General features: G+C 67.1%; 10 protein-coding genes. 9 read left to right on the top strand and 1 reads right to left on the bottom strand.

Features of this window, described 5'->3' with window-relative positions; translation table 11 throughout:
- Positions 1–116 precede the first annotated feature (116 nt).
- From FBY36_RS15610 to FBY36_RS15590, 5 genes are all read left to right on the top strand, one after another.
- Positions 117–1,700 carry an acyl-CoA carboxylase subunit beta gene (locus tag FBY36_RS15610; RefSeq protein ID WP_142120839.1) on the top strand — a complete coding sequence of 528 codons (1,584 nt, stop codon included), beginning with the start codon at positions 117–119 and terminating at the stop codon, positions 1,698–1,700.
- Entirely contained in the window at positions 1,697–1,948 is a 252-nt protein-coding gene (locus FBY36_RS15605) for an acyl-CoA carboxylase subunit epsilon (protein ID WP_235008860.1), read from the top strand. Before FBY36_RS15610 ends, FBY36_RS15605 begins: the two co-directional genes overlap by 4 nt.
- Positions 1,949–1,988: 40 nt before the next feature.
- Positions 1,989–3,674 carry a DUF885 domain-containing protein gene (locus FBY36_RS15600; protein ID WP_142120837.1) on the top strand — a complete coding sequence of 562 codons (1,686 nt, stop codon included), beginning with the start codon at positions 1,989–1,991 and terminating at the stop codon, positions 3,672–3,674.
- A 100-nt stretch (positions 3,675–3,774) separates the two neighbouring features.
- Positions 3,775–4,644: a phosphatase PAP2 family protein gene (locus FBY36_RS15595; protein WP_142122668.1), complete on the top strand. Its 870-nt coding sequence runs from the start codon at positions 3,775–3,777 to the stop codon at positions 4,642–4,644.
- 119 nt (positions 4,645–4,763) lie between these two features.
- Entirely contained in the window at positions 4,764–6,206 is a 1,443-nt protein-coding gene (locus FBY36_RS15590; RefSeq protein WP_142120835.1) for a dicarboxylate/amino acid:cation symporter, read from the top strand.
- Positions 6,207–6,296: 90 nt separating this feature from the next.
- Here FBY36_RS15590 and FBY36_RS15585 read toward each other — a convergent pair whose 3' ends face one another.
- The gene (locus FBY36_RS15585; RefSeq protein ID WP_142120834.1) at positions 6,297–6,860 is read right to left on the bottom strand and encodes a hypothetical protein; all 564 of its coding nucleotides are present in this window, start codon (positions 6,858–6,860) and stop codon (positions 6,297–6,299) included.
- A 166-nt stretch (positions 6,861–7,026) separates the two neighbouring features.
- Between FBY36_RS15585 and FBY36_RS15580 the strand changes: the two genes are divergently transcribed.
- The 4 genes from FBY36_RS15580 (at position 7,027) to FBY36_RS15565 (ending at position 12,840) form a co-directional block, all read left to right on the top strand.
- Positions 7,027–7,704 (top strand): TetR/AcrR family transcriptional regulator, encoded by a 678-nt coding sequence (locus FBY36_RS15580; protein WP_142120832.1) that lies wholly within the window; start codon positions 7,027–7,029, stop codon positions 7,702–7,704.
- A gap of 18 nt (positions 7,705–7,722) precedes the next feature.
- A complete protein-coding gene (locus FBY36_RS15575) occupies positions 7,723–10,245 on the top strand; it encodes an MMPL family transporter (protein ID WP_142120830.1) in 2,523 nt (840 codons plus the stop codon).
- Between the two features lie 9 nt (positions 10,246–10,254).
- Complete coding sequence (locus FBY36_RS15570; protein WP_142120828.1) at positions 10,255–10,899, top strand: Maf family protein; 645 nt, start codon at positions 10,255–10,257, stop codon at positions 10,897–10,899.
- A gap of 129 nt (positions 10,900–11,028) precedes the next feature.
- On the top strand, positions 11,029–12,840 hold the full coding sequence (locus FBY36_RS15565) for an acetyl/propionyl/methylcrotonyl-CoA carboxylase subunit alpha (RefSeq protein ID WP_142120826.1): 1,812 nt from the start codon (positions 11,029–11,031) through the stop codon (positions 12,838–12,840).
- The last annotated feature ends 16 nt before the right edge of the window (positions 12,841–12,856 follow it).

The raw sequence follows: 12,856 nt of genomic DNA, 5'->3' as shown, positions 1-12,856 counted from the left end.
AAGCGTCACTAGACTTGCCAGCAGGGTTGGTCTTTTGTGTGGATGCTACTTAATAGTCCGGACAACACAGGCCACCAGCCAACAGAACTGACCTGCTACAGAGCCGGAGACACTTGATGAGCCACGATCTGACAACGACAGCGGGAAAGATTGCCGATTTCCGCGACCGCCAGGCGCGCGCCGAACAGCCCTCCGGCCCTGAAGCCATCGAAAAGCAGCACGCACGCGGCAAGAACACGGCCCGCGAGCGCATTGCCCTGCTGCTGGACGAAGACTCATTTGTAGAATTCGACGCCCTGGCCGTGCACCGCTCCAGCGCGTTCGGCATGGAGAAGAAGAAGCCCCTGGGCGACGGCCTGGTCTCCGGCTACGGCACCGTCGACGGCCGCCTGGTGGCGGTCTACAGCCAGGACTTCACCGTCTACGGCGGCTCGCTGAGCCAGGTCAATGGCGAAAAAATCGTCAAGGTCCAGGAGTTCGCCCTCCGCAACGGCTGCCCCGTCGTCGGGATCCTGGACGGCGGCGGCGCCCGCATCCAGGAAGGCGTGGCCTCCCTGGCCATGTTCGCTGATATCTTCCGCAACAACGTCCATGCCAGCGGCGTGGTGCCGCAGATCTCGCTGATCATGGGCCCGTCCGCCGGCGGTGCCGCCTACTCCCCCGCCCTCACCGACTACGTGGTGATGGTGGACAAGACCTCGCACATGTTCATCACCGGCCCGGACGTCATCAAGACGGTCACGGGCGAGGACGTGGACATGGAAACCCTGGGCGGCGCCCGCCAGCACAATGCCACGACCGGAACGTCCGCCTACCTGGCCTCGGACGAAACCGATGCCATCGAGTTCGTGCGCGAACTGCTGGACTTCCTGCCCTCCAACAACCTCTCCGAGGCACCGGTGCTGGGGCACCAGCAGGAGTTGGAGGTCGACGACGACGACCTCGCCCTGGACACGCTGGTCCCGGACTCGGCCAACCAGCCCTACGACATGCGCTCCGTCGTGGAACAGATCGTGGACGACGGGCACTTCCTGGAGATGCAGGCCCTCTACGCCCCCAACGTGATGATCGGTTACGGCCGGGTGGAGGGGCACACCGTGGGCATCGTGGCCAACCAGCCGCTGCAGTTCGCCGGCACCCTGGACATCGCCGCATCGGAGAAGGCCGCCCGGTTCGTGCGGCACTGCGACGCGTTCAACATCCCCATCATCACCTTGGTGGACGTCCCCGGATTCCTCCCCGGCAAGGACCAGGAGTTCCAGGGCATCATCCGCCGCGGCGCCAAGCTCCTCTACGCCTACGCCGAGGCCACCGTCCCCAAGCTCACGGTCATCACCCGCAAGGCCTACGGCGGCGCCTACATCGTGATGGGCTCCAAGAAACTTGGTGCCGACCTGAACCTGGCATGGCCCACGGCCCAGATCGGCGTCATGGGCGCACAGGGCGCGGTGAACATCCTCTACCGGCGCGACCTCGCCGCCGTGGCCCAGGACGGCGGTGACGTGGAGGCGCGCCGCGCCGAAGTAATCCGCCAGTACGAGGAAGAACTCCTCAACCCCTACCAGGCAGCCGAGCTGGGCTACGTGGACGCCGTTATTGTCCCCTCGGATACGCGCCTCCAGATCATCAAGGGACTACGGGCCCTCCGCGACAAACGAGCCAGCCTCCCCGCCAAGAAGCATGGGAACATCCCGCTGTGACCGCCGCACACGATGGCGAGGCGGGGGCCGTGGAAACTTCCGAAGCCCAGGCCGCTCCCCTGCTCTCTGTTGTCAAGGGACAGCCGAACGCCGAGGAGCTCGCCGCGCTGACCGCCGTCGTCCTCTCCCTCGGCGGCGCCGAACCGGTGCGCACGGCCAAGCCGTCCGTGCGGCACTGGGTCCGCCGGCAGCAGCTCAAGCTGGACCCCACCCCGGGACCGGGCGCCTGGAAACGAAGCCGCGGCTGAAAAGCCGGATCTTTCGCACCCTGGCTACTAGTCTCGGAATGTGACTACAGACACTGCACCCGCCGCGCGCCCGCATACCCGGATCGACGCCGTCGCGGACAACTACACGGACACCCTGATCAGGCTCAACCCGACGTTCGCCACCACCCTTGGCCTGCCCGGACATGAGACGGAGTACCAGGACTTCTCACCTGCCGGCATTGCCGGATTCGCAGAGGCGGCACGGGAAGCCCTGGCCGCCCTGGAGGGCCTGGAACCGGAAGACGACGTTGACGCGGTGACCCTGGACGCCATGCGGGAACGGCTGGGCCTCCAGCTGCTGATCCACGCCTCCGGCTGGGAATACGCGGACCTGAACAACATCGCCTCCCCCGCCCAGGACATCAGGGCCATCTTCGATCTCATGCCCACGGACACCGAACAGGACTGGGAGCACATCGCCGGGCGCGCCCACAACGTACCCGCTGCCATCAGCGGCTACATCGAGTCCCTCCGCATGGCCAGGGACTCCGGCAGGGTGGCCGCCGCCCGCCAGGTGCGGATCGTCATCGAACAGGTGGCCAAGTATGCCGCCGTCGACGGCTTTTTCGCCAAGCTCGCCGCGGAGGCCGCCACCACCGACGGGCCGCTTCCCGCTGCCCTTAAGGACAGGCTCGACGCCGGCGCTGACGCAGCCAGGGGTGCCTACACCCGCCTGGCGGAATTCCTGCGCACCGAACTGCTCCCCGCCGCGCCCGAGAAGGACGCCGTGGGCAGGGCACGTTACGCACTTGCTTCCCGCTCCTTCCTTGGGGCCGAAGTGGACCTGGAAGAAACGTACGCGTGGGGCGTCGAGGAACTGGACCGCCTCATCGCGGAACAGGAACGCGTTGCCGGCAGCATCAAGGCAGGCGCCACGATCGCCGAGGCCAAGGACATCCTCAACAACGATCCCGCACGCCAGCTCAAAGGCACCGAGGCACTCCGCGCCTGGATGCAGGACCTATCCGACAAAGCCGTTGCCGAACTCGCCGGCGTGCACTTCGACATCCCTGACGTCATGAAGAAACTCGAATGCCGAATCGCCCCTACGGACGAGGGCGGCATCTACTACACCGGCCCGTCCGACGACTTCAGCCGCCCCGGCCGCATGTGGTGGTCCGTCCCCGCCGGCGAGGACACGTTCACCACCTGGGCCGAAACCACCACCGTGTACCACGAGGGCGTTCCCGGCCACCACCTCCAGGTGGCTACCGCAACCTACCGCCGTGAACTGCTCAACAAATGGCGCCGGAACGTCTGCTGGACCTCCGGCCACGGCGAAGGCTGGGCCCTCTACGCGGAAAAGCTCATGCAGGAACTGGGCTACCTCAACGATCCCGGCGACCACATGGGCATGCTGGACATGCAGCGCATGCGTGCCGCCCGCGTGGTCTTCGACATCGGCGTGCACCTCGAACTCGAGATGCCCCGGCGCTGGGGAACCGGCACCTGGACCGCGGACAAGGGCTACGGCTTCCTCAAGGAAAACCTCCCCATCAGCGAAGGCCAGCTCACCTTCGAGTTCACCCGCTACCTCGGTTGGCCCGGCCAGGCCCCCTCCTACAAAGTGGGCCAGCGCCTCTGGGAACAGATCCGCGCCGAACTCGAAGCCCGGCCCGGGTTCGACCTCAAGGAGTTCCACACCAAGGCCCTCAACATCGGCTCCGTGGGACTGGATACCCTCCGCCGGGCGCTGCTTACGTAGTCCGCCCACTTTCCGGCCGGGTCCCCCACCTCCGTAATGGACAGTGCGCACAGCAATCAATAAGCTTGCTTACTAATTGAGTGCGGCCGTGCGTTGCAAGATGGAGAGGGAGAGCCCATTGACTGAGCCCCAAGGGACACCGGCCGGGACGGGAGTGCGGGGCGAACTGCGCCAGGACACTTCCGTGGGCGGCAAGGACCTCACCCGATGGGACAGCCGCGCCGGCCGGACACTGGTCGACGCAGCACACCGCATAAGCCAGGTGCTGGGTCCACACGGCGCACTGTTCCTGACCCTGCTGGTGGGCGCGGTCATTTCCGCTGCCTTGACCGCCGCCTTCAGCGAGGTTTATGAGGCCGTAGTGGCCGCTAACGGCGTGGCAGGGCTGGACCACCCGGCACTGGACGCCAGCAAGGACCTCCGCACGCCCACGCTGGACCTGGTTGTCACGGCGTTCACGGATGTCGGCGGAACCATAGGCATGCCGGTCCTGGCCGTCGTCATCATGGCCGTCCTCGCTTTGCGCCGCCGCTCCTGGACTCCCGTCATCCTGATCGTCCTCGCGGGCCTGGGCTCGCTGCTCATGACCGTCGCCGGCAAGCGCCTTGTGGGACGCACCCGCCCCGACCTCAGCGACGCCGTGCCACCCTACGAGCATTCGCCGTCCTTCCCGAGCGGCCACTCGCTCAACGCGGTGGTGATTGCCGGCATCGTGGCCTACCTGATCATCCTTCGGCTTCATTCCAACCGGGCCCGGATCCTCACGGCCGCAGCCGCCGCCCTCTTCGCTGTTGCCATCGGCCTCAGCAGGGTCTTCCTGGGACACCACTGGCTCACGGACGTGCTTGCTGCATGGGCACTCGGTGCCGCGTGGCTGGCAATCGTGATCACCGCCCACCGGCTCTATCTGACGGTGCGGAAGCACCGCGGCTCACGAGACGTTAAGCACACCGTTGCCGGGAATAAGTAACAAAGGCCCCCGCATGCCCTGATTTCCCGCGGTTTTCCTGATATTTCATGAAATGCTGCCACGTAACATTTCTAAATATTGGTTCGACGTGGTATTTGCTGTGGGTCTAGCTTGTTCTGGTGAGCACTCAGACAAGCACCCCGTCCCCCGCCGGGAAGACCGGATTCCAGCTGCCCAAGTGGGCGGGCTCGTTCGGCTTCCAGATCATCGCCGCCCTCATCGTGGGCCTGGGCCTCGGCCTGCTGGCAAAGTACACCGGCAGCACCAAGACCAACCCCAACGCCCTCGGCGCCACCCTGCAGACCATCGGCTCCAGCTATGTGTCGCTGCTGCAGACCGCCGTGGTCCCGCTGATCTTCACCGCCGTCGTCAGCTCCATCTCCAACCTGCGCCAGGTGTCCAACGCCGCCCGGCTGGCCTGGAACACGCTGCTCTGGTTCGCCATCACGTCCCTGATCGCCGTGCTGATCGGCATCGGCCTGGGCGTGCTGCTGCAGCCCGGCGCCAACACCGGCATCAGCGGGGACGCCAAGTACACCGGCAAATCCGGTGACTGGTGGGCCTTCCTCGTGGGCCTCTTCCCCAAGAACTTCCTGGGCCTGGGTGCCAGCTCCACCGTCGCGGAGTCCGGCGCCGTCACCACCTCCATCAGCTTCAACGTCCTGCAGATCCTCGTGATCGCCATCGCCGTAGGCGTCGCCGCCCTCAAGGTGGGCAAGGCAGCGGAGCCGTTCCTGAACCTCAACGCCTCGGCCCTTGCCGTGATCCAGAAGGTCCTCTGGTGGATCATCCGCATCGCCCCGCTGGGCACCGTTGGCCTCATCGGCAACGCCGTCGCCGTCTACGGGTGGGACACCATCGGCTCGCTGGGCAAGTTCACGGTGGCCATCTACGCCGGCCTGGTCCTGGTCCTGTTCGTGGTCTACCCCATCCTGGTCCGCAGCCACGGCCTGTCCGTCAAGCAGTACTTCTCCGGCGTATGGCCTGCCGTCCAGCTGGCCTTCGTGTCCCGCTCCTCCGTGGGAACCCTGCCGCTGACCCAGCGAGTGACCGAACGCAGCCTGGGTGTCCCCCGCGCCTACGCCTCCTTCGCCGTGCCGCTGGGTGCCACCACCAAGATGGACGGCTGCGCCGCCATCTACCCGGCAATCTCCGCGATCTTCGTGGCCCAGTTCTTTGGCATCCACCTGGACTTCAGCCAGTACCTGCTCATCGCCCTGGTCTCCGTGCTCGGCTCCGCCGCAACCGCCGGCACCACCGGCGCCGTGGTGATGCTCACCCTGACGCTCTCCACGCTGGGACTGCCCCTGGCCGGCGTCGGACTCCTGCTGGCCATCGACCCCATCCTGGACATGGGCCGCACCGCCGTGAACGTGGCCGGCCAGGCCCTGGTCCCCACCATCGTGGCAAAGCGCCAGGGCATCCTGGACGAGTCGCTGTACAACGCACCCCGCAACGGCACCCCGTTCGTGGATGACAGCGACGCTGCCGGCGGCGAAACCGCCACCGACGGCATCAGCGCCGACACCGCACCCCGCGAACTGCAGGATGCCAAGGCCTAACCAGCGCCACTATAAGGAATGTCCCCGGGAGATTCTCCCGGGGACATTCCTGCTTTAAGGGATCAAGTACCCGTCAACCGCCGGCTCAGGTCAGCGGCCGCCTCCTCCGATGATCCCGTTCTGGACCGCCTTGGTGACGGCGTCGGCCTCGGCCTGGGTCAGCTTGCCGTCGGTGACAGCCTGGTCCAGGCGCGTCTTGAGCCCGGCGGCGCGTTCAGCCTGGGCCTCGGTGCGAAGCTCTTCCAGGGCCTGGGTCACCTTCGCCTCATCGATGCCCAACGATTCAGCCAGGGCCTTGGCAAGGGCTGCGTCGCGGGTGGCCGGATCGGGTTTCTGGCCGTCAGAGGGCGGCGTGGTGGGCTTGTTGGCGTCGCGGAAGGCCTTCAGCGCGTCGCTCACCTTGGTTTCGTCCACGCCAAGCTTGGCAGCGAGGGCAGAAGCCTGCACCATTCCGTGGCCGCCCCGGCCGCCGTGGCGTCCCATGCCGTCTGGGGCCATGCCTGTGCTTCCATCAGCCGAAGCGCTGGAGCTTGCGCTCGGTGAGGGGCTGGGCGTGGTGGTGGTCGCCGAGGCCATGCCGGCGAAACCGATGCCGGCAGCAAGCGCCAGCGCTGCCCCCGACATGCCCAGGGTCATCTTTCTTGTGGGGTTCATATCGTGTCTCCTGATCGAGCCGTCGCCTTGACGGCTGCTGTTGATGTGCCTCGTGGCGAGACATACCAAGCATCGCCAGGCCACTTCAGGAGAGGCTGTCGGGAACCTTTCGTTCTCCTGTGAATGCAAGTTGCATGGAGTGCAAACTTGCACATAGTGTAAGAGCGTGACCGAACCCCGCCCGCATCCTGACGCCGGGCCTCCAGCGCCTACCCGGCGCGAACTGAACAAGGCTGCCACCCGGCAGGCAATCACCGACGCCGCACTGGGACTATTGCGATCCAACGGCCCCGGAAACTTCACCGTCGAGGACATCGCCGACGCCGCAGGGATTTCGCGCCGCACCTTTTTCAACTACTTCAGCAGCACCGACGCCGCCTTGGCCTCCATCGTCCACGGCTTCCTGGACAACGCGATCAAGCAACTGCGGCTGCGTCCGGTGGACGAGCCCATGCTGGAATCCGCACAAGCCGCGTTGGTGGCCCTGGCCGACCCGAAGGCCGTGGCCCCGCTGGCAGAACTCTTCACGCTGACCCAGCAGAGCCCCCTGATGTCGCACACCGAGCTTGAGGCGTGGGACCACTGCCGGGCGCAGGTCTTCACCGTGGCCCGCGAGCGCCTCGCCGGAACCCCAGGGGCGCAGGACGAGCTGTACGTCCACGCACTGGCCGGCTCCATCATCTCCTGCGGAAAAGCCGCCATGGAGGTGTGGTTCAGCCGGCGCGGTCCGGACCTGACACCCGCATCCCTGGCAGAGCTCCGCCAACTGCTCATCGATGCCATGGCCCTGCTTGCCACAGGCTTCAACACCCCCGCTCCACCATCCGCCACCCGTTCCTCCTGATCAGATCGGTTCACCCGCATGGCACTCCTCCTCTACCGCCTCGGCACGTTCTCCTACCGCCGGCGCTGGCTGGTCATCTCCCTGTGGCTTGCCGCGCTGGTGGCTGTGGGCGGATCGGCCGCGGCGTTCCACGGCACCCTGTCCAACAACTTCCAGATCCCGGGGACGGAAACCCAGCGGATCGCGGACAAGCTCAAGCAGGAACTGCCCTCGGCCTCCGGCGGCAGCGCCACGATCGTTTTCGAAGCCCCGGACGGCGGCTTCACGGGCGAAAGCCGGGCGGCCGTGACCGATGCCCTGAAGAAACTCCAGACCCTCCCAGAGGTCCGCGGCACGGTGGATCCCTTCGCTACGCAGGCGCAGGTGGACCAGGCCGGCAAGGCCATCACCGACGGCGAGCAGCAGTTGAGGGCCGGGCAGGCACAGCTTGATGCCTCCCGCATCCAGCTGGAGGCCGGCAAGGCACAGCTGGCCGCAGCCGAGCAGCAGCTCGCCGCCGCCGGGGCACCGGCAGCACTGATTGAAGCACAGCTGGGCCAGCAGAAGGCAGCACTCTCGCAGGGCCAGGCCAAGCTCGACGCCGGCACCCAGGAACTAGCGGCCAGCAAGGCCAAGCTCGAACAGGGCAAACGCCAGGCGCAGGCAGCATCGGCTATCCGCTTCGTCTCGGCAGACAACAAGGCAGCGGTGGCACAGGTGCAGTTCAAGACCTCCATCAACGGGCTCGCTCCGGCCGTGCGCAAGCAGGTGCAGGAGATCGCCCACGAAACCTCCGCCGCCGGCGTCACCGCGCTGGCCAGCAAGGAAATCACCGAGGACATCTCAGCCCTGTTCGGCACCGCGGAAATCGTGGGCATCGCCGTGGCAGCGCTGGTCCTCATCCTCATGCTGGGCACGCTGATCGCCGCCGGGCTGCCGCTGCTGATGGCCATCATCGGCGTCGGCGTGGGCGTCGGCATCACCTTCGCCCTCTCCGGCCTGTTCGACATGAGCTCCATCTCCCCCATGCTGGCCCTCATGCTGGGCCTCGCCGTAGGCATCGACTACTCGCTGTTCATCGTCAACCGGCACCGCACCCAACTGCTGGCAGGCATGGCACCTGAGGAGTCCGTTGCCCGGGCCAACGGCACGTCCGGCAATGCGGTCGTATTCGCCGGCCTCACCGTAATCATCGCCCTCGCCGCACTGGTGGTCCCCGGACTGCCGTTCCTCACCGTCATGGGCCTTGCGGCAGCGGGAACCGTGGCAGTGGCAGTCCTCGTGGCCATCACCCTGACACCCGCCATGCTCTCCCTGATCGGCCGGCGCATCATCTCCAAGCGCGCCTGGGCCAAAGCGGAAGCACACAACGCCAAACCGGACCATGAAGCGGCAGACCTTGCCACCGATCGGGAACGCAGCACCCGCGGGTGGGGCGGCCTGGTCACCCGGCACCCGTGGGTGGCACTGATTGCCGGTGTCCTCCTGCTCGGCACCCTGGCCCTGCCCGCCACCCAGCTGCAGCTGGCCCTGCCGGACGGCGGCTCCGAACCCGTGGAATCCGAGGCCTACCAGGCCTACGACCTGACCGCCCGCAGCTTCGGCGAAGGCGTCACGGGACCCATCGTGGCAGTGGGCGAGTTCCCCGCGAACCTGGACGAAGCGCAGGCGCAGAAGCTGCAGTATGACGTCGCCGACAAGCTCCGCGCCGTGGACAACGTGGTGGCCGCCGTGCCGGTGGCGCTCAGCGAGGACCGCCGGACCGCGGTGTTCCAGGTCATCCCCAAGGAAGGCCCTGCCAGCGCCAGCACCGTCAAGGTGGTCTCAGAGCTCCGTGGCCTGAACGGTGAGATCAAGGCGGACTACGACGTGGCCATGGGCCTGACCGGGCAGACCGCCGGCAACGTGGATGTTTCCACCAAACTCGGTGACGCCCTGCCGCCCTACCTGGCCATCGTCGTCGGACTCTCCCTGGTCCTCCTGCTGCTGGTGTTCCGTTCCATCGTGGTCCCGCTGCTGGCCACCGGCGGCTTCCTGCTGTCCCTGTCCGCCGCCTTCGGTGCTGTGGTGGCCGTGTACCAGTGGGGCTGGCTGGGGAACGTCTTCGACGTGGCCAACCCCGGCGCGGTACTCAGCTTCCTGCCCATCATCCTGATCGGCGTGCTGTTCGGCCTGGCCATGGACTACCAGGTGTTCATCGCCTCCGGCATGCGGGAGGCGTACATGCACGGATCATCCGCCAAGGAAGCGGTCCGGGTTGGCTTCCGGCACGCGGCCGCCGTGGTCACCGCCGCCGCGATCATCATGGTCAGCGTCTTCTCCGGCTTCATCTTCAGCCACCTCACCATGGTGCGGCCGCTGGGCTTTGCCATGGCGTTCGGCGTCCTGTTCGACGCCTTCGTGGTCCGCATGACCATCGTCCCGGCCGTGATGTACCTGCTCGGCGCCAAGTCCTGGTGGCTGCCGCGGTGGCTGGACCGGATCCTGCCCGACGTGGACGTGGAGGGCGCCAAGCTGAACCGCGGCGAGGCGGCACCGGTCTCCGGCGAGCTGGTCCACTAGGCTGAAGCGGTGCTCCATCTGATCCTCGCCTCCCAGTCCCCCGCCCGCACCAAGCTCCTGGCCGAGGCCGGCATCCGGCACACCGTGCTGGTCTCCGACGTCGACGAGGCCGCCGTGCAGGCGCACTACGGCGTCACGGACCCGCACGACACCGCGCTGCTGCTGGCCCGCGCCAAGGCCGAGGCCGTGGCGGCGCTGCCGGAAGCGGACGGCGCCCTGGTGCTGGGATGCGACTCGGTCTTCGAGTTCGACGGCGAGGCGCACGGCAAGCCTTACACCGCCGACGTGGCCCGCGAGCGGATGCTCCGGATGAGCGGCAGCGCCGGGGTGCTGCACACGGGGCACTGGCTGGTGGACTGCAGGGACACGGACGACGACGGCAGCGGGGGCCGCGGCTCGGGCGCCACGGTGGGGGCGGTTGCCTCAGCCGAGGTTTCCTTCCTGGAGATGGACCCGGCAGAGATCGACGCCTACATCGCCACCGGCGAACCGCTCCACTGTGCCGGCTCCTTCACCATCGACGGCCTGGGCGGGGCCTTCATCCGGAAGGTCGACGGCGACCCGCACGCCGTCGTCGGACTCTCAGTCTCCACCCTGCGCGGCCTGCTCGCGTCCGCCAACGTCCGCATCACGGACCTCTGGCCGCCGCGGTAAAACGCTCCCTTTCCGCACAGCTTGTAGCTTCCCTACAAAGGAAGGCCGCTTTACACGCGGATTCCGCAAGTAATATCGGCGGAACCCTCAAAACCGCGCTAGGCTCCCTGAAGGAAAGAAGGAGACGCCTTGTCAGCAAATTTGGAGCAGTCCGCAGGTACCACGCAGCCCAGCCTCACAAAGGTGCTGATTGCCAACCGGGGTGAGATTGCCGTGCGCATCATCCGGGCGGCGCGCGACGAAGGCATCGCCTCCGTGGCCGTCTACGCAGACCCGGACCGCGACGCACTGCACGTGAAGCTCGCCGACGAAGCCTACGCCCTGGGCGGCAGCACCGCCGCAGAGTCCTACCTGGTGATGGACAAGCTGATCGAGGTGGCCCTGCGCTCCGGCGCCGACGCTATCCACCCCGGCTACGGCTTCCTGGCCGAAAATGCCCAGTTTGCCGCGCGCGTCATCGAAGCGGGCATCACCTGGATCGGCCCCTCCCCTGAGGCGATCTCTGCGCTGGGCGACAAGGTCCAGGCACGGCACATCGCCGAAAAGGTGGGCGCACCACAGGTCCCCGGGACCGCGGACCCGGTCAGTTCCGCAGAGGAAATCCTGGAGTTCGTCGACAAGTTCGGCCTGCCCGTGGCCATCAAGGCGGCCTTCGGCGGCGGCGGACGCGGCATCAAGGTGGCACGCACCCGCGAAGAGATCCCCGAACTGTTCGAATCCGCCGTCCGGGAAGCCACGGCCGCCTTCGGCCGCGGCGAGTGCTTCATCGAACGCTTCCTGGACGCCCCGCGGCACGTCGAGACACAGTGCCTCGCCGACGCACACGGCAATGTTGTCGTGGTCTCCACCCGCGACTGCTCGCTGCAGCGGCGCAACCAGAAACTGGTCGAAGAGGCCCCGGCACCATTCCTCACCGACGAACAGAACCAGCGGCTCTACGAATCCTCCAAGGCCATCCTGAAGGAGGCCGGCTACCTGGGTGCCGGCACCTGCGAGTTCCTCGTCGGCCAGGACGGCACCATCTCCTTCCTTGAGGTCAACACCCGCCTGCAGGTGGAGCACTGCGTCTCCGAGGAAGTCACCGGCATCGACCTGGTCCGCGAACAGTTCCGGCTGGCCCGCGGCGAGGAACTGGGCTACGGCGATCCCGAGGTCCGCGGCCACTCGATCGAGTTCCGCATCACCGGCGAGGACCCGGGCCGGAACTTCATGCCCGCCCCGGGCACCATCACAGGCCTGAAGAACCCCACCGGCCCCGGCGTCCGGATCGACTCCGGCGTGGAGCAGGGCGACGTCATCAGCGGGAACTTCGACTCCATGCTCTCCAAGCTGGTGGTTACCGGCGCCAACCGCACCCAGGCCCTGCAGCGCTCCCGCCGCGCCCTGGAGGAAATGGTGGTGGAGGGCATCCCCACCGTCATCCCGTTCGACCTCGCCGTCGTCTCCAACACCGATTTCGCCCCCGCCGAGGGACCGTTCAAGGTCCACACGCGCTGGATCGAGACATCCTTCGTGAACGACATCCCCGCCTGGACCCCGGACGCCGCAACCGACGTCGACGGCACTGCCGAGGAGCGCCAGCGCGTGGTGGTGGAAGTGGGCGGCAAGCGCCTTGAGGTGGTCCTCCCCGCCTCCCTGGGCACGCCGGGCACCGCGGCAGCCGCCGCCGGCAAGCCGGGCAAGTCCAAGAAGCGGTCCCGTTCCGCCGGCCCCGCAGCCGCGACGGGCAACGCCCTCACCTCCCCCATGCAGGGCACCATCGTGAAGGTGGCCGTAACGCACGGGGACGTGGTGTCCGAAGGCGACCTGGTGGTGGTCCTCGAGGCCATGAAGATGGAGCAGCCCCTCACCGCCCACCGGTCAGGCACCATTACTGGCCTCACGGCAACGGCTGGCGAAACGGTGTCCGCGGGCGCCATCATCGCCACCATCGAAGACTAGAAAGCAGTCCAGGCAG

This window comes from Arthrobacter sp. SLBN-122, from assembly GCF_006715165.1.
Taxonomy (GTDB): Bacteria; Actinomycetota; Actinomycetes; order Actinomycetales; family Micrococcaceae; genus Arthrobacter.
The sequence above is the reverse complement of the archived record's forward strand: the minus strand, read 5'-3'. Positions and strand labels throughout refer to the sequence as shown.